The following is a 21440-nucleotide window of genomic DNA, read 5'->3' as shown; positions in this document are numbered from 1 at the left end:
CTTTCGCACTCTCGCACTCTCGCACTTCCGTGAGGCTGCGCTTCCTCGGCACCGGCACCTCGTTCGGCGTGCCGGTGATCGGGTGCCGCTGCGCCGTCTGCCACTCGGCGGACCCGCGCGACAAGCGCACCCGCCACGCCGCGCTGCTCGAGGACGGCGGGCGGCGGCTGCTGATAGACACGCCGCCGGAGCTGCGTCTCCAGCTCGTCGCGGCCGGGGTGCGCGAGGTGGACGCCGTGTTCTACACGCACACGCACGCCGACCACGTGCACGGGGTGGACGACCTGCGCGTCTTCTCCGAGCGCACCGGGCACGCGCTGGACGTGTGGGCGCACGAGCAGGACGCGGCGGTGCTGGCCTCGCGCTTCGCCTACGTGTTCGACCCGTCCATCCGCCCCATCGAGGGGACCAGCAAGCCCGAGGCGGAGCTGCACTACTACCGCTCGCACGAGCCGCTGTCGATCGCCGGGTTCGACCTCCTTCCCGTTCCCGTTCCGCACGGCCACGCGAAGGTGCACGGGTTCCGCTGCGGCGCGCTGGGGTACGTGACCGACGCCAAGCGGCTGCCGCCGGCCACCGAGGAGGCGCTGCGCGGCGTACGCGTGCTGGTGCTGAACGCGCTCTGGTTCGACACGCCGCACCCCACGCACTTCAGCGTGGAGGAGGCGTGCGAGACGGCCGCGCGGCTGGGCGCCGAGCGCACCTTCCTCACGCACCTGAGCCACCGCACCAGCGCCGAGGAGCTGGACCGCCGTCTCCCGCCCGGCATCCAGGCCGCGTACGACGGGCTGGAGATCGAAATCTGAAGTGCGGAAGTGCGGAAGTGCGGAAGTGCGGAAGTGCGGAAGTGCGGAAGTGCGTTGAGCATGGGCGTGAGCGAGCGCCGCGGCGAGGGGAAGATGCCACTGAAGTGGCGGCTACGACGGCACGCACTCGGCCTGCGCCGAGTTCGCGCGCGCCGCGCCGATGGTGCGGCCGTCCAGCATTGCCGCCGTCGATCGATGACGGGTGCGCGCACCGGGGCTGCGCCCGCACGGAGGTGAAGTCCGCGAAGGCGGACTGCGTGCAGTTGTAGCCGCCACTTCAGTGGCATCTTCCACACTCCCACGCAACCGAACCGCACCACCGCCGCCGCGCCGACGCACTCACGCACTCACGCACTCACGCACTCACGCACTCACGCACTCACGCACTCACGCACTCTCGCACTCTCGCACCGGCCCTCCCATGCCCCGCACCATCTCCCCGCGCCAGCGCCTGCGCTACCGGTTCGACAACACCATGGCGCGCGGGCCGGGCGCGCTGATCTTCTGGCTCTTCCTCGTTTCCGCCGTGATCATCACCGCGGTGGCGGCGGTGATCGTGGTGGCGGGGATCGGGCCGGCTGGCAGCGGCTTCGTGGAGGACACCTGGTCGGCGCTGCTGCACGCGCTGGACACGGGGACCATCGCGGGCGACGAGGGATGGCCGCTGCGCCTGGCCATGCTGGCGGTGACCATCGTCGGCATCTTCCTGGTCAGCACGCTCATCGGCATCCTGACCACGGGGCTGGGGGCGCGGCTGGAGCGGCTCAGGAAGGGGCGCTCGTTCGTGGCCGAGGAGGGGCACACCGTCATCCTGGGCTGGTCGCCGCAGGTCGTGACCATCGTGCAGGAGCTGGTGCTGGCGAACGCCAACCTGCGCCGCTCGTGCATCGCCATCCTGGCCGACCGCGACGCGGTGGAGATGCAGGACGAGATCCGCGCCCGCGTTCCCCGCCCCGGTGGCACGCGCCTGGTCTACCGCACCGGGAACCCCATCGACCTGGCCGACCTGGAGATCGTGAACCCGCACGGCGCCAAGGCGATCATCATCCTCCCTCCCGAGGGCGGCGACCCGGACGCGTACGTGATCAAGGCGGTGCTGGCGATCACCAACAATCCCGCGCGGCGCCAGGAGCCGTACCACATCGTCACCGCGCTGCGCGACCCGCGCAACCACGAGGTGGCCAGGATGGTGGGCGGCGACGAGGTGAGCCTGGTGCTGGCCGGCGACCTGATCGCGCGGGTGACGGCGCAGACCTGCCGCCAGTCCGGCCTCTCCGTGGCCTACACCGAGCTGATGGACTTCGGGGGAGACGAGATCTACTTCAAGGCCGAGCCCGCGCTCGCCGGGAAGACCTTCGGCGAGGCGCTGACGGCGTACGAGGACTCGGCGCTCGTCGGCCTGCGCTTCGCGGACGGGCGCATCCGCCTGAACCCGCCGATGGACACGCGCCTGGCGGACGGCGACCGGGTGATCGCCATCTCCGCCGACGACGACACCATCCGCCTCTCCGGCGCGGCGGCGGCGATCGACGAGGGCGCCATCCGCACCGCGCGGGCGCGGGAGAAGGCGCCCGAGCGGACGCTGGTGCTGGGGTGGAACGACCGGGCGAGCGCGATCATCGCCGAGCTGGACGCCTACGTGGGGCCGGGGAGCACCGCGCTGGTGGTGGGCGACGGCGACGAGGTGGCGCAGGCGCGCGCCGACGCGGGGCGGATGGGCGACCGGCAGCTGGCGAACCTGGCCGTCACGCTGCGGCGCGGGGACACCACCGACCGGCGGATGCTGGACGCGCTGGAGGTGGAGACCTTCGACCACATCATCGTGCTGAGCAGCGCCGAGGGCGCGGGAGACGGGTGCGGGCATGGCGACGCGGTGCAGCAGGCCGACGCGCGGACGCTCATCACCCTGCTGCACCTGCGCGACATCCAGGACCGGCTGGGGCGCGACTTCAGCATCGTCAGCGAGATGCTGGACATCCGCAACCGCGAGCTGGCGCAGGTCACCCGCGCCGACGACTTCATCGTCAGCGACAACCTGGTGAGCCTGCTGCTGTCGCAGATTTCCGAGAACCGCGAGCTGGCGGTAGTTTTCCGCGACCTGTTCGACCCCGAGGGGAGCGAGATCTACCTGAAGCCGGCCGGCGATTTCGTGGAAACGGGGCGGCCGGTTAACTTCCACACCGTGGTGGAGTCGGCGCGGCGGCAGGGGCAGGTGGCCATCGGCTACCGCACGCAGGCCGACGCGCTGGACCCGGCGCGGTCGTTCGGGGTGAAGCTGAACCCGCGCAAGAGCCAGCCGGTCACCTTCGCCGCCGCCGACCAGGTGATCGTGCTGGCGGAGGAGTAGCCGCGACGCGCGGGGGCGATCAGGACGGCTCGTGTGCGCTTTGCGGCCCCGGTGTTGCCGGAAGCCAAGTCGCGCGGCCTTGCCTCCCGCCAATGGAATTGGCGGGCAACAACAGCACAAAGTCCCTGCGGGACTGCGAGGCTGCATCCGCGCGCCTGGGCCGGGATCGGCGCTGGATCGAAACTGCTCCCGGCGCGCGTGAGCGACGCATCTGCCGAATCGGTTTCAACTTCTGGAGGGGTGGACGATGGGCGGCGACGGAATCGTGCTCGACTACAACAACATGCTGGCGCCGCGGCTGGGCGGCGGGCACGGGATCGACCCCGCGCGCCTGGACGCCATGGCGGAGCGCTTCCGCGCGGCGCACGCCGACGCGCAGGAGCGCCGCCGTTCCGGCGAGCTGGGCTTCTACGCGCTCCCCGACGACGTGGAGACGGTGAAGTCGATCCGCCAGTTCGCGGAAGGGGTGGGGCAGACGTTCAGCACCATCGTGGTGCTCGGCATCGGCGGAAGCGCGCTGGGGACCATCGCGCTGCGCACCGCGCTGCTGCACCCGTTCTGGAACGAGCTGGGCGACGAGGAGCGCGAGTTCTTCCCCCGCCTCTACGTGCTCGACAACGTCGACCCGGCCACCATCGCCCCCTTCCTGGACCGGCTCGACATCCGCCGTACGCTCTTCCTGGTCGTCTCCAAGAGCGGCGGGACGGCGGAGACCATGAGCCAGTACCTGATCATCCGCCAGCGGCTGCAGGCGGAGCTGGACGACGGGTACGTGCGCCATCTCCTCTTCATCACCGACCCGAAGAAGGGGGTGCTGAGGGAGATCGCCACGGCGGAGGGGATCGCCACCCTTCCCATCCCCCCCTCGGTCGGCGGCCGCTTCTCCGTACTTTCCGCGGTGGGCCTCCTCCCCGCGGCGATGGTGGGGATCGACATCACCGGGCTGCTGGCGGGCGCGGCGGAGATGCGCGAGCGGTGCGACACCGACGATCTCCATCGCAACCCGGCCGCCCTCTTCGGCACGCTGCAGTACCTGGCCGACACCGAGAAGCACGCCAACGTGCAGGTGATGATGCCGTACTCGGACCCGCTGAAGGACGTGGCGGACTGGTTCCGGCAGCTGTGGGCCGAGTCGCTGGGGAAGCAGAAATCGCGCGACGGCGACGATATCTTCGTGGGCCCCACGCCGGTGAAGGCGCTGGGGACCACGGACCAGCACTCGCAGGTGCAGGAGTACGTGGAGGGGCCGTTCGACAAGACCATCACCTTCCTCGCCGTCCGCGAGCCGGCCGTGGACCTCGACATCCCGAAGCTGCACGCTGAATTGGGCGAGCTCGGCTATCTCGGCGGGCACACGCTGAACGAGCTGCTGAACACCGAGCGGCTGGCGACCGAGGCCGCGCTGGCCAAGCGCGGGCGGATGAACATGACGATCGAGCTGCCGCGGGTGGACGCGCGGTCGCTGGGCGGGCTGCTCATGCTGCTGGAGATCGCCACCGTGTACGCGGGGCACCTGTACGGCATCGACCCCATGGACCAGCCGGGGGTGGAGCTGGGTAAACAGTTGACGTACGGCATCATGGGCCGCCAGGGCTACGACGAGTTCAAACAGGAATGGGAAGGGCGAGAGCCCAAGCGCGACGAATGGATCATCCGCTAGCCACACTGGACCCGCCCGTGCTGCGGGGCGACGCCCCCGAGCCCGCGTACGCCGGCCGCAACCTGATCGTCCTGAACCCCGTGGCGGGGCAGGCCGACACCGACCGCGTGCTGCGGCTGCTGGCGGGCGCCTTCGCCGTGCGCAGGAGCCCGTTCGACGTGGTGGAGACGCGCGGCGCGGGCGACGCCGTGCGCTTCGCCCGCGAGGCCGCCGAGCAGGGCTACCGCTCGGTGGTCGCGGTCGGCGGCGACGGCACCGTGGGCGAGGTGATCACCGGGCTGGCGGGAACCGGGGTGCCGCTGGGGATCATCCCCAAGGGCACGGGGAACCAGGTGGCGTTCAACCTGGGGATTCCGCGCTCGGTGGAGCACGCGGTGGACGTGGTGGTGAACGGCCGCACCGAGCCCATGGACCTGGGGCAGGTGGCCGAGGGGCGATACTTCGCGGTGGCGGCGGGGACGGGGGTGGACGCGGAGATCGTGGCGCTGGCCACCCGCGAGCTGAAGGACCGCTGGGGCTTCGGCGCGTACATCTACGCGATCCTGAAGGTGGCCAGCGCGCCGCCGGCCGCGCGCTACCGCATTTCCGCCGACGGCCAGGAGCTGGAGCTGGACGCGTCGATGGTGCTGGTGGCCAACATGGGGATGGTGGTGACCAACCCGCAGACGCTGCGCTTTCGCCTGGCGCCCGAGGGAACGCACCGCGACGGCAGGCTGGACCTGTGCATCTTCGCGCCGCGCACCGCCACGCACGCGGCGCAGATGCTGTGGCGCATGTACCGCCAGCGCTTCGGTGGCGACGAGCGCATGATCTTCCTGCAGGCGCGCGACATCACCATCGAAACCGAGCCGACCGTGCTGACCGAGGCCGACGGCGAGCCGCTGGGCCAGACCCCGCTCCGCGCCCGCGCGGTTCCCGGCGGCATCAACGTGCTGGTTCCGCGGTAGATTTCGACGGACGCAGGGCGGACGTACGGCGGACGGCGGGACGAACGGCGGATAGCGGACGGCGGCGCGCTTCGGTGGGCTCCGCGCCGCCCTCACCCTGCGCCGGAGGGCGCGACCCTCTCCCGTTCCGGGAGAGGGTGGCGGGATGGCATCGGCGCCACATCTCGACATCCGCTCACACCAAACGCTGTAATCCGCGCGAGTGCTGGCCCAGCTACCTCTCCCGGTACGGGAGAGGTGGACGGCCTCGGCCGGCCGGAGAGGGCGCGTTGCCGCGGACGCGCAGCCCAAGCTCATCCCCACGTCCCGTAGCCCCGTTCCTCGTTGCGCCGCAACGGGTTATATTTCCGCGTCACACACTCGCGCTGGCGTTCGACCGGCGCCCCATCTCCTAGATCCGATTCCCATGGCCAAGAAGAGAAGCGCATTTTCGTCGCTGCTGATCCTGGCGGTGCTGTTCGCCGCGGTGTGGATGTACTTCACCCCGTACCTGGCGATGAACCGCCTGCAGAAGGCCGCGAAGGCCGGCGACACCGAGGCGCTGAACGAGCTGGTCGACTTCCCCGCCCTGCGCGAGAGCGTGAAGACCAACGTCCGCTCGGCGGTCGAGAACTCGGTGGGGCACGACCGCAACCCGCTGGCGGTGCTGGGCGGGCTGCTGGCGGGCGCCGTGGCCGGACCGCTGGTGGACGCGTTCGTCACCCCCAGCGGCATCGCCGCGCTGACCGAGGGCGAGCGCCCGGGCCAGCACCGCGACGGCCAGCAGGACGGCGGCGTGCGCGTGAAGAACGTGAAGGTGGAGCGCGGCTACGAGGGGATGGACCAGTTCGTCGTGCACTTCAAGGACAAGACGGACGGGACGGAGAAGATGGCGCTGGTGATGCACCGCGACGGCCTCTTCCACTGGAAGCTCACCGGCATCCGCCTCCCCGCCGCGCACACCGCGGACTGAGCATCGCGCAGACGATGCACCAGGCGCCCCGGCTCCACGCGAGCCGGGGCGCTTCTGTTTTTGGATCTCATCGTCATCACGGAAATCAGAGAAGACGTCATCCTGAGGCCGGCCACACCGCAACCGAAGTCCACACAAGAGATTGCAGGCCGAGGATCTATAACCGGCCTCGCACGTCCGCCTGATTCCGCGCGGAGGAGCTTGCCGGCTTTCAACTCCGCTCGCCATCTCCCGAATCCGCGCGGAGAAGAAAACGCGAGGGCAACATTCGTGAGAATTTCCGGCGGACGTGCTCTCGGGTTATAGATCCTTCGGCCTGCAGGCATTCGTACGGACGCGGCTTCGGCGTGGCCGGCCTGAATAGAAAGTTCGCGGCCTGGCCCCCCCACCGGCGACTGAAGTCGGCAGCAACAACTACGGGAAGCCTCGCAAACTGCGCGAGGCTGATCCGCTCATTCTGTGGCATCAGCGCTCACGACCAATCTCCTTTCATCCTCCGTGGTCGCGCGCAGCGCGGTGTCCGACTCAGGATGACGTCGGGTTTTCGCGATTGTCTCAGCGCGATCGCCATCAACATCTCCGCGTCACGGCGGCGCACCGCTGGCAGTCACCGCACCAGCGACTCCACGCCGGCGTACGGGTCCGCGCGGTTGGCGCGCGCGGCGGCGATGATGTCGGCCAGCGTGCGGCGCAGGTCGCCGCCGCGGCTCTCGTACACGCGCTCGAACAGGTCCAGCCGGTCGTAGTAGATGCGCCCCGAGATGAGCGTGGCGTTGTTCAGCGGCTCGCGGGTGAAGCTGCCGAAGGTGTTCACCTTCAGCCGCGGCCGCACCTCGTCGGCGAAGCGGCGCTGCGCGCGCGCGAATACCTCCTCGCGCAGCTGCAGCTTCTGCTCGCGGGTGATGTCGGCGCGCGCGTACAGCGACTCCAGGTCGTGGATCAGCTCGCTCATGAAGAAGCCGAAGACCAGGTCGTCGTCCCACTCGTCGCGGGCGCGGCGGCAGGTGGCGGCGTCGGGCCCGTCGCGGCCGCAGAAGTAGTGGATGGCGCCGCGGCCGCCGGCGAAGTTGGCCATGCTCTCGTTGAACGCGATCTTCCCCGGCGCGAAGAAGGTGTTGTGGAAGAGCTCGTGGATCACCGTGTTCCCCAGGTCCACGTCGTCGTAGCGCAGCAGCGTGCTGAGCACGGGGTCGTTGAACCACCCCAGCGTGCTGAACGCCGACGTGGGCCGCATGTAGGTGTCGAACCCCTGCGCCTCCAGCGCCGCCGCCTCGCGCCGCGCGTCGTCCTCCTTGAAGTAGCCCTTGTACGGCACGCTCCCCACGATGGGGAACCACCACGTCTTCGCGGCGAACCGGTCCTTGTACGCCGCCGAGAGCACGGTGGCCAGCGTGTCGGACTTCTTCTCCGCGAACAGGGTGTAGCTCTCCCCCGTCCGCTCGCCCAGCGAGTCGCGGGCGAAGGCGCGCACGTCCAGCACCAGCTGCAGCTTGCGCCGCGTCTCGGCCGGCTGGCGCGGGTCCGCGATCACGCCGGCGATGGGGCGCCGCCGGCCCAGGATCTTCGCCTCTTCCCACGCGCCGCGCAGCACGTACCCGGGCGAGCACGCGGAAGCGAACGCAGCTGCGAAGGCGACGGCGAGAACCGCGCGCCGCCTCGCCGCCGCCGGGAGCCAACCCATCCGCCGTTCGCGGGATCGAAATCGTTGCGGCCACCCCATCGGCAAACCATCCCTGGTCGGTGCCGGCCCGTAACGCCAGCAGGAGGATCCTCCCATGCGCCCCAAGCTTCTCCTCGCCCTGCTCTCCGCCGTCCCCCTGCTCTGCGCCGCGTCGCCGCGCGCGGCCGTGGCGCAGCGCCACCGCGAACCCGCGCGGGTGTACGTCTCCCGCGACGGCCGCGGCTACCGCGACCGCATCTTCATCCCCACGCGGTCCCGGGAGCCGGTCCGGCGCGTCCGCATCGACCTCGGCCGCCAGGGATACCGCGACGGCTACCGCCAGCGCGAAGTGTACGCGTACCGCGACGGCTACCGCGTCCGCCGGGGCGTGAGCGTCGTAGACCTGCTGCTGCTGGCCGCCCGCGCGCGCTACCGCGACGGGTACGAGTATCGCGATCGGTACCCGGACCGCGGCCGGTATTCCGGCCGGAGCCGGCATTCGAGCCGGGGCCGGGGCCATTGCAGGGGCGGCGGACGGCACATCCGCATCTGACGCCTCGCGCCCGGGGACGCGCCCCGGCCGCCCCGCGGGTGGCCGGGCGCGTTCGCTTGCGGGCGAAAGACCCGTGCCGAACGCGCGGCGCGAGTTACATTCTGGGGGAGAAATCCCCCGCGAGCCAGAGGACGGATGAACATCGAATCGAACCGGAGAGCGCTGCGGCTGTCGTACTTCACCGTCGGCTACAACGTGCTGGAGGGCGTGGCGTCGCTGCTGGCGGGCGGGGCGGCGGGAAGCGCGGCGCTGGTCGGCTTCGGGCTGGACAGCGTGGTGGAGTCGCTTTCCGGCGGGATCATGGTCTGGCGCTTCCGCACCGATCGCCCGCACGCCGACGCCGAGCGCGCCGAGCACCGCGCCGTGCGCCTGGTCGGCTACACCTTCTTCGTCCTGGGCGCGTTCGTGCTGCTGGACTCCGCGCGCAAGCTGTGGGCGGGCGAGCGGCCGGAGGGCTCCACGCTCGGCATCGCCATCACCCTCGTGTCCCTGGTGGTGATGCCGCTGCTTTACGTGGCCAAGCGCCGCACCGCGCGGACGCTCGGCAGCCGCAGCCTGGCGGCCGATTCGAAGCAGACGCTGGCGTGCATGGGGATGTCGGCGGGGGTGCTGCTGGGGCTGGTGCTGAACCGCTGGCTCGGGCTCTGGCAGGCGGACCCCGCGGTGGCGATCATCATCGCGCTGCTGCTGTTCCGCGAGGGCCGCGAGGCGCTGCGCGAAGGCACGCTCTGCTGCTGCTGAATCGAGGCGGCATGTCGGAATTTTCCGACACGTCGGTCGGGTGCGAGCGGGAGACATGACCGGACGAAGGGCCGCGCGGCGAGTCTCCCGCGCGGCCCTTCGTCATCCCCGCCTTTCGACGATCAGCCGGCGCCGAAGAACTTCCGCATCTCCTGCTCGTCGCCGTTGAACTTGCTGCGGTCGGGCGGCTCCACCAGGCCGGGCACCGGGTGGGGAACCTTCGTGTGCGACCCGGTAGTCTTGCTCGTTCCGCCGGAATACTGCCAGAGCGCGAACCGGTCCCAGCCCGGGAGCAGGTGCGGCTCGTCGCGCCAGTCGGCCAGCCACAGCTCGCAGTTGCGCAGGATCTCGTTGGGCTTGCCGTTCAGCAGCGACCGCAGGTCGGCGCCCGCGTAGAGAACGGGCCAGCGGCCGAGCCTGTCGTGCACGAAGGTGACGAACACCTCGGCCTTGTGCACCGACATGCTGTTCGGCGGATTCTTGAAGTTCTCCTCGAGGTCGAGAACGATCAGGTCCTTCGGCCCGGGATCGACCACCTCAAGGAAGTTCCGCGCCTGCTTCCCGGGGTCCGACGCGGTGCCGAAGTGGTACGATCCCCACAGCAGCCCCGCCTTCTGCGCCTCCACCCGCCGCTGCGCGAACTTCTTGTCGGTGAAGTCCATCCCCTCGGTGGCCTTGTGGATGACCGCCATGATCCCGGCGTTCTTCACCATCTCCCACGACTTCACCGGCTCGGGTCCGTGCAGATCGATGACGACGTCCAGCATGGCTCATCCCCCGGATCGCGGATTCTGGATCGATGCTCCCCACGGTTAGATGGCCTGCGATGCCGCGGTTCCCGTTTCGCCTTCCCACGCCGGCACTTCGCTGGGTGACACGATCTCCGCCCGGCCCCAGCCGCGCAGCGAGTTGATGACCCACACGGCGGTCGCGCGCTGCAGGTCGGCGATGCGGAGGACGCGCTCGCGGATCGTTCCGTCGCGCAGGAGCCCGGCGCGGAGCACGCCGGGGAGGAGGCCGGCGCCGGCGTGCGGCGTCCACAGCGCGCCGCCGATCTCCAGCACCACGTTGGCGATGCGCGTCTCGGCCAGCTCGCCACGCTCGTTCACCCCCAGCACGTCGTCGTGGGGGATGGAGACGGGATCGTGCTGGAGATAGATCTCCCGCCGCGCCGTCTTGTGCCGCCAGAGCGGATGGTCGCTCGGGAGATGGCGACGCGCGAGCGCCAGCCGCACCGGCTCCGCCCACCGCCGCATCGCCTCGTCAGCGACGCCGATGTGCCCGGTGGGATGCAGCGTGACGCGGATCGTCCGCGGCTCCGGCGGGAGCGACGCCGCGAGCGCATCCAGCCGCCGCGCGAGCTCGCCGTCGTCGAACGGGTAGCCGAAGTGCTCCGCGGATCTCGCGAGCCGCGCGACGTGTCCGTCCACGCGGACGAATCCCTCCCCCGGCGCCCAGCCAAAGGTCTCGATCAGCGCCGGATCGGGCTCGCGGCCGACGAACGCGGCCTTGGACAGGCACTCGCGGTACTCCTCCGCGGCGTCCGAATCCCACGTGATCCCGCTGCCCACGCCCAGCTCCGCCGTCTCCGCCGCGCGGTCCACCAGCAGCGTGCGGATGGCCACGCTGAACACCGCCTCGCCCGGCGACGCGAAGCCGATGGCGCCGGTGTACACGCCGCGCGGCGCGCCCTCCAGCTCCGAGATGACCTGCGACGTCCGCACCTTGGGCGCGCCGGTGATGGAGCCGCAGGGGAAAAGCGCGCGGAAGACATCCGTCAGCGTGGTCCCCGCCCGCGTCCGCGCGCGGATGGTGGAGGTCATCTGGTGCACGGTGGGGTAGCGCTCGACCTCGAACATCCGCTCCACGCGCACCCCGCCGAACTCCGCGATGCGCCCCGCGTCGTTCCGCAGCAGGTCCACGATCATCAGGTTCTCGGCGCGGTCCTTGGGCGACGCGGCCAGCTCCGCCGCGAGCGCCGCGTCCTCGTCCGCCGTCCGGCCGCGCGGCCGCGTTCCCTTCATCGGCCGCAGCTCCATCTCCCCGTCCGCCCAGCGGAAGAAGAGCTCGGGAGATGCGGAGACGATCGCGCGCCCGCCGAAATCGAACAGCGCGCAGTACGCCGCCCGCTGCGCGTGGCAGAGCCGGCGGTACAGCGCCGATGCGGAGCCGCGGAACGGCGCCCGCAGCGGAAAGGTGAGGTTCACCTGGTACGTCTCGCCCGCCGCGATCAGCTCGCGGATGCGCGCCACCCGCGCCGAGTGCTCCGCCTCGCCGTCGTCCGCGCGCAGCTCGCCGACCTCCGCCGCGGCGCCGTCCTCCGGCGCCCCGACCGGCTCCGTCTCGACGCGCTCGCCGAAGATCCCGAACCAGAGCAGCGGCAGCCGCGGATCGGGCGCGTGCGCCGCCAGCGCCGCGTCGAACGCGGGTGCCGCCTCGTACGCCACGAACCCGGCCGCGTGCAGCCCCTCCGCCACCGCGCGCTCCACCTCGCCGAGCGCGGGGAGCACGTCGCCCACCGCATCCGCGCGCACCACGCGCCGCAGCCCCTCGAAGCGGAACGACCTCGCCCCCCGCACCGGGTCCAGCGAATCGAACCGCACAAGGGGGGAGTCGAGGGACGGCTGTCCAGAGATCACGTTCAAGGTTGTAGACGTCGGGTTCATGCTGTGGATCCCCAGCAGCGCAAGCAATCGGCTAGGTGCGGTCCACGCAAGGCCCGGCCATCCATGTTCACCTTGATCAGATGATATCGTGCGTGTATCCTTTAGGCCTTTTTAACAAATCGCACAAAACACCCGCGGAACAGGAGGGGGATGCCAACCGTATTGCGTAGCGGGCCATACCGGTTTTTCTTCTACGCAGGCGATCGCGACGAACCTCCGCACGTCCACGTGGAACGAGAGGATCACCGGGCGAAGTTCTGGCTCGATCCGGTCCGGATCCAGAATGGCGGCGGCTTCAGCGCGATAGAGTTGAACCGGATTGCAGGCCTCGTGACGGTGCACCGCGACCAACTACTCGAAGCATGGCATGACTACTTTGGCTGAACTTCGCGTCCCCGCAGCCACGCGGGTGACCGTTTCGGACGACGCTCTCGTGGTGGAGCTTGCGGACGGCCGCAGCGTCTCCGTGCCGCTGTCCTGGTACCCGCGCCTGGCGAATGGGACCGCAGAGGAGCGGAACCACTGGCGGTTCATCGGTCAGGGGGAAGGCATTCACTGGCCGGACCTGGACGAGGACATCAGCGTCGAGAACCTGATCGCGGGGAAGCGGTCCGGAGAAAGCCAACGCTCGCTGGATCGATGGCTGGAGGCACGCCGCAAACACGGCTGAACACCGGCTGAGCGATCACGAAGCCCCTCTCCCGATCCGCGGGAGAGGGGCTTTGTGCGGAGATCGGCGTGAATCCGCGGCTCGCGTGCTGAGGAGGCCACAGATCCTTCGGCCTGCAAACGCCTGCGAAGGGCAGATTACAGCGTGGCCGGCCTGAATAGAAAGTTCCGGGCGCAGCCGGTCACCGGCGACTGAAGTCGCAGCAACAACTACGGGAAGCCTCGCAAACTGCGCGAGGCTGATCCGCTCACTCCGCGGCCCCGGTGCTCACGACCAATCTCCTTTCATCCTCTGTGGTCGCGCGCAGCGCGGTGTCCGACTCAGGATGACGTCAGTGGGGTTCCGCGCTTTTGGTGAGTTTCGGCGGCGTCCGCATTACCCCGCCGCCGCCAGCCTCGGCGCCTCGCCGAAGATCTTCGCGAGGTACTGGCCGGTGAGGCTGTGGGGGACGCGGGCGACCTCCTCGGGGGGGCCCATGGCGACCACGTGGCCGCCGTCCGGGCCGGCGCCGGGGCCCAGGTCCACGAGCCAGTCGGCGGTCTTGATCACGTCCAGGTTGTGCTCGATGAGGAGCACCGTGTGGCCCGCGTCCACCAGGTCGCTCAGCACGCGCAGCAGCTTCTTGATGTCGTCCAGGTGCAGCCCGGTGGTCGGCTCGTCGAGGATATACAGCTTCTTGCCGCCGCGCCGCGCGCCCTGCGCCAGCTCGCGCGCGATCTTGATGCGCTGCGCCTCGCCGCCGCTCAGGGTGGGCGCGGGCTGGCCCAGGCGCAGGTATCCCAATCCCACCTGCTGCAGGTGCCAGAGCGTCTGGCCCAGGCGGTCCTCCTGCAGGAAGAAGCGGATCGCCTCGTCCACCGTCATCTCCAGCACGTCCTTCACGCTGGCCTTGCGGTAGCGCACCTCCAGCACCTCGGGCTTGAAGCGGGCGCCCTGGCACACCTCGCACGGCACGAACACGTCGGCCATGAACACCATCTCCACCTGCACCTGCCCCTCGCCCTTGCAGGCCTCGCAGCGCCCGCCGGCCACGTTGAACGAGAAGTGCCCCGGCCCGAACCCCCGCTTCCGCGCCTCGGGGAGCGACGAGTAGATCCGCCGCACCTCGTCCCACGCCTTGATGTACGTCACCGGGTTGGAGCGTGGCGTGCGCCCGATGGGGCTCTGGTCGACCAGCACCACCTCCTTCACCAGCCCCGAGCCGGAGATGCGGTCGAACGCGCCCACCGCCTCGCCCAGGTGGCGCTTGGCGCTGGTCTCGCCGCCGGAGAGCTCGCGCTCCAGCGCGCGGTACAGCACGTCGTGCACGAGCGTGCTCTTCCCCGAGCCGCTGACGCCGGTCACCACCGTCAGCGCGCCCACGGGGATCTCCACCCGGTCGCCCTGCAGGTTGTGCTCGCGCGCGCCCTCCAGCCGGATCTTCGCCCCCGTCACGTGGCGGCGGCGCGTGGGAACGGGGATCGACTCGCGCCCCGACAGGTAGCGCCCGGTGAGCGTGTCCGCACGGAGCATCTCCTCCAGCGTTCCGTTGAACACCAGCTCGCCGCCGCGCTCGCCGCTCCCCGGGCCCAGCTCCACCAGCCAGTCGGCCAGCCGCATGGCGTCGGGGTCGTGCTCCACCACCAGCACGGTGTTGCCGTGCTCGCGCAGGCGGACGAGCAGGCGCAGGAGCCGGTCATTGTCCGCGGGGTGCAGGCCGATGGTGGGCTCGTCCAGCACGTACAGCGTGTCAACCAGCCGCGAGCCGAGCGAGTTGGCCAGGGTGATGCGCTGCGCCTCGCCGCCGGAAAGGGTGCGCGTCTGCCGGTCGAGCGTCAGGTAGCCCAGCCCCACGTCGTCCAGAAAGCCGACGCGCGCGTCCAGCTCCTTCAGGATGGTGTCGGCGATGGCGCGCTCCTGCCCGGTCAGCGGGCTCGTCTCGCACGTCTCCCCCGGCGCCTCGCCCGTCAGCCGCAGCGCGGCCAGCCAGGTACGCAGCCGCGTGAGCGGAAGCTGGCTCACCTCGCCGATGTCGCGGCCGCCGACGCGCACCCAGAGTGCCTCGGGGCGCAGCTTGGCGCCGTTGCACGCGGGGCAGGTCTGCGCCGTCTGGTACTGGCGGATGAAGACGCGGATGTACTGCTTGTACCGCTTCTCGTCCAGGTCGTCGAAGAACGAGTAGACGCCCTGGAACCCCCGCGCGCCGTTCAGCACCTTCTCCCTGAAGTCCGCCGGCAGCTGGCTCCACGGCGTGTCGACCGAGACGCCCTCCTTCTTCGCCAGCGCGTAGAGCTTGGTGCGGCGCGATTCGTAGCGCGGCATCCGCCACGGGTCCACGGCGCCCTCGGCCAGCGAGCGGTTGGGGTTGCAGACGATCAGCGATTCGTCGAACTGCAGGACCGCGCCGAACCCCGTGCACTGCGGGCAGCTGCCGTACGGGTTGTTGAACGAGAAGAGCTGGGGAGACGGCGTCGCGAACTCGATGGCCGGGTGGTCGGGGCAGCGGAAGCGCTCGGTGAAGCGCAGCGGCGGGCCGTCGGCGGGAACGACGACGGCCTCGCCCTCGCCCTCGGCGAACGCCTGCTGCACCGAGTCGGCCAGACGGCCCAGGTCCTCGGGATCGACGCGCAGGCGGTCGACCACCACCAGGAGCTCGGAGACGGCGGTGAGGTCGATGCTGCCGCCCTCGGCGGGAACGTCGTCCAGGTGCAGCTCGCGCCCGTCGGCCAGCACGCGCAGGAAGCCGAGCGCGCGCAGGTTCTCCACCACCAGCGCGTGCGTGAGCCGCGCCGAGCGGGGGAGCGGGAAGCACACCATGATCCGCGCGCCCTCCGGCAGGCGGAGCACGGCGTCGGTGGCGGACTGCACGGTGTCGGGGCGGATCTCGCGGCCGCAGGGGCCGTGGCCGTCGCCGGGGCAGAAGGTGCGGCCCACGCGTGCCCAGAGCAGGCGCAGGTAGTCGTACACCTCGGTCGCCGTGCCGACGGTCGACCTGCTCGTTTTCGTCGGGTTGCGCTGCTCGATGGCCACGGCCGGGGAGATGCCGTCGACGCGGTCCACGTCGGGCTTCTCCATGCGGTCGAGGAACTGCTTGGCGTAGGTGGACAGGCTCTCGACGTACCGCCGCTGCCCCTCGGCGTACACGGTGTCGAACGCCAGCGAGCTCTTTCCCGAGCCGCTGGGCCCCGTGACCACGATCACCGACCTTCGCGGCAGGTCCAGGTCCAGGTTCTTCAGGTTGTGCTGCCGCGCCCCGCGGATGACGATCTTGTCCTTCATGCGGGGGAAACTACTAGGGGAGAGGGGACAGGGGACAGGGGACAGGGGAAGATGTTGATGGGCATGGGGATACGGGGATCGGCCCGGGGATTCGGGCTCTCTGCGTGGGTGACGGATGGCGGACGGCGGGTGGCTCCGGACGCGTGCCTCGTCCTCGCGCCTCTCCGGCTGGCCACCGGGGAAGGGCAATTGAAATCGCGGCATCGCGGCAACAACGGCCCGAAGTCCGCCTTCGCGCCGCCTTCGCGGACTCCCTGCCCCGGCATCTCCGCTCGATCTACGCCGGGGCGGAGCGGCGGCCGCGGAAGGGCGGGCGGCGGTCCGACGCTTCGGGATCGGCCCCGGCCGGGTCGATGTCCTGCAGCTCGAACATCATCGCCGGGGCCAGGAGGGTGACGTGGCGGTCCCAGCAGGCGCGGAGGGCGACGTATCGCCCGGCGCCGTCGCGCTCGTCCTCCATCGTGCGGATCCCCGCCTGGCGCAGGCGGCGCACGGCGGCGGCGTAGCGGCGCTCCCACCGCTCGCGCGTGGCCGCGTCCGGGCTCGCCGCGCCGTCCGGCGATCCGCCGCGCAGGAAGGTGTCCTCGAGCGACCCGGCCAGGATGATGGCGCCGCGCCAGAGCTGCTCCACCGGGCCGGACTCCTTCAGCCGCCCGTATTCCTCGTCGTGCAGCGCGCTCTTGATCAGCGACACCGAGTCCAGCGACATCAGGGTGATCCGGGAGATGGCGTAGAGCGGCTCGGTGAAGCGGAAGTAGAAGAGCACGGGGTAGAAGTGGTGACCCTCCTTGGTGGCGCTCACCTCCACGGCCATCTCGTTCAGCACGGTGTAGCCGCTGGAGAAGTCGCCCCCGGAGCCCAGCCCCGCCAGCAGCTCGGCCGCGTCCGCCGTCTGCCCGGAGAGGAGGTGGATCTTCAGCCCCAGCACGTTGCGCGAGCGGAGCGCGGTGTACACCTGCATCAGGTAGGCGAGCGTGAGCGACACCACCGAGGTGCCCACCACCCCCCCGAAGGCGAAGAAGAGGCGATACCCGGTGGTGTGCGGCGCGAAGCCGCCCTCGCTGACCACCGAGATGCTTCCCACCCCCGCCAGCAGCGCGGTGGCGAAGCCGGTCGGCGTGGGCCCGGCCATGGTCACCACGCCGGTGCCCAGCGCGGGGTGGATGGCCAGCGCGGCGCCCAGCCCCAGCCCGAAGGCCCACGTGCCGATCAGCAGGACGATGATGACGGGGCCGATGAAGGAGAGCAGCCCCACCGCGCGCCGGCCGAGCACCCGGCGGAGGAGGCGGAAGCCCTTCCACGTGGCGAACGCCACCCACCGCCCCAGGATGGAGCTTCCCATCCGGGCGTAGAGCACGCTCAGGAACACGTCGGCCAGCACGACCGCCATCACCACGGCGCCGAGCAGCTGCTCCAGGACGGCGGGCATCAGCGGCGGCTCCGGGGCACGGGGCCCGACGGTGCGGCGGCAGGGTGCGGACGGTCGATTCGTCGCATCGTACAAACCCGATGCATGCGGCGTGCGCAACGGCACCGCAGCGGAGGCCGCTTCCGCGCGGGTGATCCGCATCTCCACCCGCTCTGTGGGGAAACTTGTCGACGAGGCGGGGGATGCGGAGTTTGTTGCGTGGCTTCCCGATCTCCACCTCCATCCCCCGCCCCCCGACCGGAGCCGACGATGCGCCGGAGCCTGGCCGTGATCGCGGGCGCGCCGCTGCTGATGGCGACGAGCTGCATCGATTCCGGCGGCTTCCACGTGCGGGCGGACGGCACCGTGGCCCCTGGCGAGTCGCGCACGCGCCACGGGTGGAGATGAGCCGTGCGATGCTCCGGTGCCGCCGCGACTTCCACCGCGCCCGCACCGCCGCCGACACCGCCGCGGTGGACGCGCGCACCTTCCCCGTCGCCGACACCACGGTGGACTGCGCGCTGATGCGCACCCGCTTCGCCGATGCCATGCGCGGCAAGCTGAACACGGGGCAGGTGGTGTTCCTGACCGCACGGATGGTGGCCATGTTGGGCGCAATCGTGTGGCTCGGCGGCGTGGTGGACCGCGCGCGGGGGGTGGATCACTGAACGGGAGTGCGGGAGTGCGGGAGTGCGGGAGTGCGGGAGTGCGGGAGTGCGGGAGTGCGGTCAATTGGAGCGCGAGGCGGAGGCAAGGGTCCAAGATGCGAGTGAACTCGCGGCATCATCGTTCAGTCGGTGCAACGAAGTTGTGGACTTGATTCACCAGGGCCGCGTTGTTGCGTGGTTACGCGATCCATCTCCATCCCCCCGGACCGGAACCGTGCACCCGAGGGCGCTCAGCGGGGCGGAAGTACTACGATGATGGCCACTCAGGACTTAAGCACTCAGGACTTCTTTGCCGTCATCTTCCCTCCCCATCGTAGTGATCGGCGCGGGCGCGGCCGGGACGATGGCCGCCATCTTCGCGGCCGGAGCGGGCGCGCCGGTGCTGCTCCTGGAGCGCACGAAGGACGGCGGGCGGAAGATCCTGATCAGCGGCGGCGGGCGGTGCAACGTGCTGCCGTCGGAGATGAGCCCGTCGCAGTACTTCTCCGCATCGTCCCGCAACTCCCTCAAGAAGATCCTTCTCTCCTGGCCCCTGGCGGACCAGCGCCGCTTCTTCGAGGAAGAGGTGGGGATCCGGCTGGCGCTGGAGCACGAGAGCGGCAAGCTCTTCCCCGAATCGAACCGGGCGCGCGACGTCCGCGACGGGCTGCTCGATCTCGCTCGTCGGCGCGGTGCGCGGCTGCGCTTCGGCGCGCACGTCGTCGGCATCGACCCGCCGGTGGACGGTGGCCCGTGGCGCGTCCGCCTGGACGGCGGGGAGACGGTGGAGGCGGCGAAGGTCGTCATCGCCACCGGCGGCCTGTCCGTGCCGCAGACGGGGAGCGACGGCACGGGGCTGCGCATCGTCCGCCAGCTGGGGCACACGCTGCACGACACCTACGCCGCGCTGACGCCGCTGACCACGGAGCCGGCGGTGCACGCGCACCTGGCCGGCGTGTCGCTGACCGCGCATCTGGAGGCGCCGCTGGAGCGTGGCGCGCTCTCCGCCGAGGGCGGCTTCCTCTTCACCCATCGCGGCTACAGCGGCCCGTCGGTCCTCGACGTCTCGCACGCCGCCGTGCGCGCGCGGAAGCCGGCGGAGCAGCCCATCTACGCGCGGTGGACGGAGATGGACGCCGCCGCGTGGGAGCGCCTGCTGCTGGAGCGCTCCGGCGGCACCGTCCTCGGCCTCCTGCGCCGCCATCTCCCCACGCGCCTGGCCGACACGCTGCTGGCGGAGGCGGAGATCGACGAGGCGCGCACCCTCCCCCAGCTGCGCCGCGACGAGCGCGCGCGCCTGGTCGAGCGCCTCACCCGCTACCGCCTGCCGTGGACGGGCGACGAGGGATACAAAAAGGCCGAGGTCACGGGCGGCGGCGTGCCGCTGGGTGAGGTGGACCCGCGCACGCAGGAGAGCCGCGTGGTCCCCGGCCTGTTCCTCTGCGGCGAGATCCTGGACTGCTTCGGCCCCATCGGCGGCTACAACTTCTGCTGGGCCTGGGCGACGGGCCGCGCGGCGGGGCTCGGCGCGGCGAGTAATGATGCTGTAGAGGCTGGATAGCATCATCGCGAAAATGCCACTGAAGTGGCGGCTACAACTGCACGCAGTCCGCCTTGGCGGACTTCAACAGCGGCCACATCGGCGCATGTAACGAGCACCCGGGCATGACAGCAGTCCCGAAGGGACTTTGTGCAGTTGTTGCCGCGAATTCATTCGCCTTCCCAAGCCGGCTCACACCCCGAACCCTGATCCCCGCACCCGATGCCCAATCCCTCTTCGCTGCTGGCCGAGTATCCCGTCGTCGTGGAGCTGCCGGTGTTCTGGGGCGACATGGACTGGTTCCGGCACGTGAACAACATCATCTACTTCCGCTGGTTCGAGAGCGCGCGCATCGAGTACCTGGAGCGCATCGGCTTCCGGCAGGAAACGGAGCACGGCGGCGTGGGCCCCATCCTCCACTCCACCCAGGCGCGCTTCCGCCGCCCGGTCGAGTGGCCGGACACCGTGCTCGCCGGCGCGCGGACGACGGAGGTGGGCGACGACCGCTTCACACAGGAGTACCGCCTGGTCAGCCGCGCGCACGGCCAGGTCGCGGCCGAGGGTGGCTGCATCCTCATGGCCTACGACTACGCCAACGCGCGCAAGGCCGCCCTCCCGCCCGCGGTGCGCGACGCCATCCACCGCCTGGAATCTTCCATATCCACATCTCCCGCGTGAAACGGTGAGCGTGTTACGCGCCCGGTTCGCCGCATGCGTTTCTCACGACTGAGATTCCGTGCCGCGGAGCGAGCGCCGCGGACGGGTCGAGAGCAACCGAAATGGGAGGGGGCGGAAGATGCCGACGAAGGTGCTGGTGGCGTTCTACAGCAGCTACGGCCACGTCCATCGCATGGCGCTGGCGGTGGCCGAGGGCGCGCAGGGCGTGCGGGACGTGGAGGTCCGGCTGCGGCGCATCCCCGAGCTGGAGGAGGCGCGCCGGGCGATGAGCGCGCAGGAGTGGTACGTGAAGGCGCAGGAGGCGATGGCCGACATCCCCGAGGCCACGCAGGACGACCTGCGCTGGGCCGACGGCATCGCCTGGGGAATTCCCACGCGCTTCGGGAACATGCCCGCGCAGGTGAAGCAGTTCCTGGATCAGCTCGGGGGGATGTGGCAGAAGGGCGAGCTGGAGGACAAGGCGACCGGGATCTTCACCAGCACCGCCACCATCCACGGCGGGCAGGAGACGACGATCATCACCAGCCTGATCCCCCTGCTGCACCTGGGGATGATCTTCGTGGGCACGCCGTACGGCCAGAATCCCGAGATCATGGTGACGGATGGCGTGGGCGGCAGCCCGTACGGCCCCGGCACGCTGGCCGGCGGCGACGGCTCGCGCCAGCCGGTGGAGACGGAGCTGACGACCGCGCGCAACCTGGGCAGCCGCCTGGCGAAAGCATCGGCCGCGCTGCGCCCGCTCCGGGCCAGCGACCCGCACGGACAGCAGCCCGACGCGCCGCAGTACCACGAGGGAAGTGCGTGAGTGCGTGAGTGCGTGAGTGCGGAAGTACGGCCTTCCGCCTCACGCCCCCTCCGGCCCGCTGTGTTTCTCCCTGTATCGCGGAGATGCAGCGGAGCGGTGCGA

19 protein-coding genes are annotated in these 21440 nt (G+C 70.6%); 14 read left to right on the top strand and 5 right to left on the bottom strand.

What is annotated here, in order from left to right:
* From VLK66_RS02420 to VLK66_RS02400, 5 genes are all read left to right on the top strand, one after another.
* A partial coding sequence (locus tag VLK66_RS02420; protein WP_325307596.1) for an MBL fold metallo-hydrolase occupies positions 1 to 806 on the top strand: 806 nt, incomplete at its 5' end.
* A gap of 421 nt (positions 807 to 1227) precedes the next feature.
* A complete protein-coding gene (locus VLK66_RS02415) occupies positions 1228 to 3153 on the top strand; it encodes a CASTOR/POLLUX-related putative ion channel (RefSeq protein WP_325307595.1) in 1926 nt (641 codons plus the stop codon).
* A 247-nt stretch (positions 3154 to 3400) separates the two neighbouring features.
* Complete coding sequence (locus tag VLK66_RS02410) at positions 3401 to 4813, top strand: glucose-6-phosphate isomerase (protein ID WP_325307594.1); 1413 nt, start codon at positions 3401 to 3403, stop codon at positions 4811 to 4813.
* Positions 4798 to 5760: a diacylglycerol kinase family protein gene (locus VLK66_RS02405; protein ID WP_325307592.1), complete on the top strand. Its 963-nt coding sequence runs from the start codon at positions 4798 to 4800 to the stop codon at positions 5758 to 5760. Before VLK66_RS02410 ends, VLK66_RS02405 begins: the two co-directional genes overlap by 16 nt.
* A gap of 406 nt (positions 5761 to 6166) precedes the next feature.
* Positions 6167 to 6712 (top strand): DUF2939 domain-containing protein, encoded by a 546-nt coding sequence (locus VLK66_RS02400; RefSeq protein ID WP_325307590.1) that lies wholly within the window; start codon positions 6167 to 6169, stop codon positions 6710 to 6712.
* A 607-nt stretch (positions 6713 to 7319) separates the two neighbouring features.
* Here VLK66_RS02400 and VLK66_RS02395 read toward each other — a convergent pair.
* Complete coding sequence (locus tag VLK66_RS02395; RefSeq protein ID WP_325307588.1) at positions 7320 to 8393, bottom strand: aminopeptidase; 1074 nt, start codon at positions 8391 to 8393, stop codon at positions 7320 to 7322.
* A gap of 94 nt (positions 8394 to 8487) precedes the next feature.
* Here VLK66_RS02395 and VLK66_RS02390 point away from each other — a divergent pair, with 94 nt between their 5' ends.
* Together VLK66_RS02390 and VLK66_RS02385 are read left to right on the top strand one after the other, a co-directional pair.
* Positions 8488 to 8925: a hypothetical protein gene (locus tag VLK66_RS02390; protein WP_325307586.1), complete on the top strand. Its 438-nt coding sequence runs from the start codon at positions 8488 to 8490 to the stop codon at positions 8923 to 8925.
* Positions 8926 to 9060: 135 nt separating this feature from the next.
* Entirely contained in the window at positions 9061 to 9666 is a 606-nt protein-coding gene (locus tag VLK66_RS02385; RefSeq protein ID WP_325307584.1) for a cation diffusion facilitator family transporter, read from the top strand.
* A 122-nt stretch (positions 9667 to 9788) separates the two neighbouring features.
* Here VLK66_RS02385 and VLK66_RS02380 read toward each other — a convergent pair whose 3' ends face one another.
* Entirely contained in the window at positions 9789 to 10433 is a 645-nt protein-coding gene (locus tag VLK66_RS02380; protein WP_325307582.1) for a glycoside hydrolase family 25 protein, read from the bottom strand.
* Between the two features lie 45 nt (positions 10434 to 10478).
* Complete coding sequence (gene pabB / locus VLK66_RS02375; protein WP_325307580.1) at positions 10479 to 12269, bottom strand: aminodeoxychorismate synthase component I; 1791 nt, start codon at positions 12267 to 12269, stop codon at positions 10479 to 10481.
* 213 nt (positions 12270 to 12482) lie between these two features.
* Between pabB and VLK66_RS02370 the strand changes: the two genes are divergently transcribed.
* Both VLK66_RS02370 and VLK66_RS02365 read left to right on the top strand, forming a co-directional pair.
* The gene (locus tag VLK66_RS02370) at positions 12483 to 12716 is read left to right on the top strand and encodes a DUF4160 domain-containing protein (RefSeq protein ID WP_325307578.1); all 234 of its coding nucleotides are present in this window, start codon (positions 12483 to 12485) and stop codon (positions 12714 to 12716) included.
* Complete coding sequence (locus VLK66_RS02365; protein WP_349260475.1) at positions 12700 to 13002, top strand: DUF2442 domain-containing protein; 303 nt, start codon at positions 12700 to 12702, stop codon at positions 13000 to 13002. Before VLK66_RS02370 ends, VLK66_RS02365 begins: the two co-directional genes overlap by 17 nt.
* Positions 13003 to 13377: 375 nt before the next feature.
* Here the strand turns inward: VLK66_RS02365 and uvrA are convergent, their stop codons facing one another.
* Both uvrA and VLK66_RS02355 read right to left on the bottom strand, forming a co-directional pair.
* Positions 13378 to 16260, bottom strand: coding sequence for an excinuclease ABC subunit UvrA (gene uvrA / locus VLK66_RS02360; protein ID WP_325307575.1), 2883 nt, complete (start codon positions 16258 to 16260; stop codon positions 13378 to 13380).
* A gap of 277 nt (positions 16261 to 16537) precedes the next feature.
* Positions 16538 to 17689: a hypothetical protein gene (locus VLK66_RS02355; RefSeq protein ID WP_325307573.1), complete on the bottom strand. Its 1152-nt coding sequence runs from the start codon at positions 17687 to 17689 to the stop codon at positions 16538 to 16540.
* Between the two features lie 249 nt (positions 17690 to 17938).
* Here VLK66_RS02355 and VLK66_RS02350 point away from each other — a divergent pair, with 249 nt between their 5' ends.
* The 5 genes from VLK66_RS02350 to wrbA all read left to right on the top strand — a co-directional run bounded on the left by VLK66_RS02350 (position 17939) and on the right by wrbA (position 21338).
* Positions 17939 to 18076, top strand: a complete 138-nt coding sequence (locus VLK66_RS02350) for a hypothetical protein (RefSeq protein ID WP_325307571.1) — start codon at positions 17939 to 17941, stop codon at positions 18074 to 18076.
* Positions 18077 to 18084: 8 nt separating this feature from the next.
* On the top strand, positions 18085 to 18336 hold the full coding sequence (locus tag VLK66_RS02345; RefSeq protein ID WP_325307569.1) for a hypothetical protein: 252 nt from the start codon (positions 18085 to 18087) through the stop codon (positions 18334 to 18336).
* 289 nt (positions 18337 to 18625) lie between these two features.
* A complete protein-coding gene (locus tag VLK66_RS02340) occupies positions 18626 to 19876 on the top strand; it encodes an aminoacetone oxidase family FAD-binding enzyme (RefSeq protein WP_325307567.1) in 1251 nt (416 codons plus the stop codon).
* Between the two features lie 201 nt (positions 19877 to 20077).
* The gene (locus VLK66_RS02335) at positions 20078 to 20533 is read left to right on the top strand and encodes a thioesterase family protein (RefSeq protein ID WP_325307564.1); all 456 of its coding nucleotides are present in this window, start codon (positions 20078 to 20080) and stop codon (positions 20531 to 20533) included.
* A 118-nt stretch (positions 20534 to 20651) separates the two neighbouring features.
* Complete coding sequence (gene wrbA / locus VLK66_RS02330) at positions 20652 to 21338, top strand: NAD(P)H:quinone oxidoreductase (RefSeq protein ID WP_325307562.1); 687 nt, start codon at positions 20652 to 20654, stop codon at positions 21336 to 21338.
* The last annotated feature ends 102 nt before the right edge of the window (positions 21339 to 21440 follow it).

The organism is Longimicrobium sp. (genome assembly GCF_035474595.1).
GTDB lineage: Bacteria > Gemmatimonadota > Gemmatimonadetes > Longimicrobiales > Longimicrobiaceae > Longimicrobium.
This window is presented reverse-complemented; position numbering and strand designations above follow the sequence as displayed.

What these genes read in the sequence shown, in the direction of transcription:
- VLK66_RS02415 (WP_325307595.1), top strand. Translation starts at nt 1,228, where the DNA reads ATGCCCCGCACCATCTCCCCGCGCCAGCGCCTGCGCTACCGGTTCGAC.
- VLK66_RS02410 (WP_325307594.1), top strand. Translation starts at nt 3,401, where the DNA reads ATGGGCGGCGACGGAATCGTGCTCGACTACAACAACATGCTGGCGCCG.
- VLK66_RS02405 (WP_325307592.1), top strand. Translation starts at nt 4,798, where the DNA reads ATGGATCATCCGCTAGCCACACTGGACCCGCCCGTGCTGCGGGGCGAC.
- VLK66_RS02400 (WP_325307590.1), top strand. Translation starts at nt 6,167, where the DNA reads ATGGCCAAGAAGAGAAGCGCATTTTCGTCGCTGCTGATCCTGGCGGTG.
- VLK66_RS02395 (WP_325307588.1), bottom strand. Translation starts at nt 8,393, where the DNA reads ATGGGTTGGCTCCCGGCGGCGGCGAGGCGGCGCGCGGTTCTCGCCGTC.
- VLK66_RS02390 (WP_325307586.1), top strand. Translation starts at nt 8,488, where the DNA reads ATGCGCCCCAAGCTTCTCCTCGCCCTGCTCTCCGCCGTCCCCCTGCTC.
- VLK66_RS02385 (WP_325307584.1), top strand. Translation starts at nt 9,061, where the DNA reads ATGAACATCGAATCGAACCGGAGAGCGCTGCGGCTGTCGTACTTCACC.
- VLK66_RS02380 (WP_325307582.1), bottom strand. Translation starts at nt 10,433, where the DNA reads ATGCTGGACGTCGTCATCGATCTGCACGGACCCGAGCCGGTGAAGTCG.
- VLK66_RS02370 (WP_325307578.1), top strand. Translation starts at nt 12,483, where the DNA reads ATGCCAACCGTATTGCGTAGCGGGCCATACCGGTTTTTCTTCTACGCA.
- VLK66_RS02365 (WP_349260475.1), top strand. Translation starts at nt 12,700, where the DNA reads ATGACTACTTTGGCTGAACTTCGCGTCCCCGCAGCCACGCGGGTGACC.
- uvrA (WP_325307575.1), bottom strand. Translation starts at nt 16,260, where the DNA reads ATGAAGGACAAGATCGTCATCCGCGGGGCGCGGCAGCACAACCTGAAG.
- VLK66_RS02355 (WP_325307573.1), bottom strand. Translation starts at nt 17,689, where the DNA reads ATGCCCGCCGTCCTGGAGCAGCTGCTCGGCGCCGTGGTGATGGCGGTC.
- VLK66_RS02350 (WP_325307571.1), top strand. Translation starts at nt 17,939, where the DNA reads ATGCGCCGGAGCCTGGCCGTGATCGCGGGCGCGCCGCTGCTGATGGCG.
- VLK66_RS02345 (WP_325307569.1), top strand. Translation starts at nt 18,085, where the DNA reads ATGCTCCGGTGCCGCCGCGACTTCCACCGCGCCCGCACCGCCGCCGAC.
- VLK66_RS02335 (WP_325307564.1), top strand. Translation starts at nt 20,078, where the DNA reads ATGCCCAATCCCTCTTCGCTGCTGGCCGAGTATCCCGTCGTCGTGGAG.
- wrbA (WP_325307562.1), top strand. Translation starts at nt 20,652, where the DNA reads ATGCCGACGAAGGTGCTGGTGGCGTTCTACAGCAGCTACGGCCACGTC.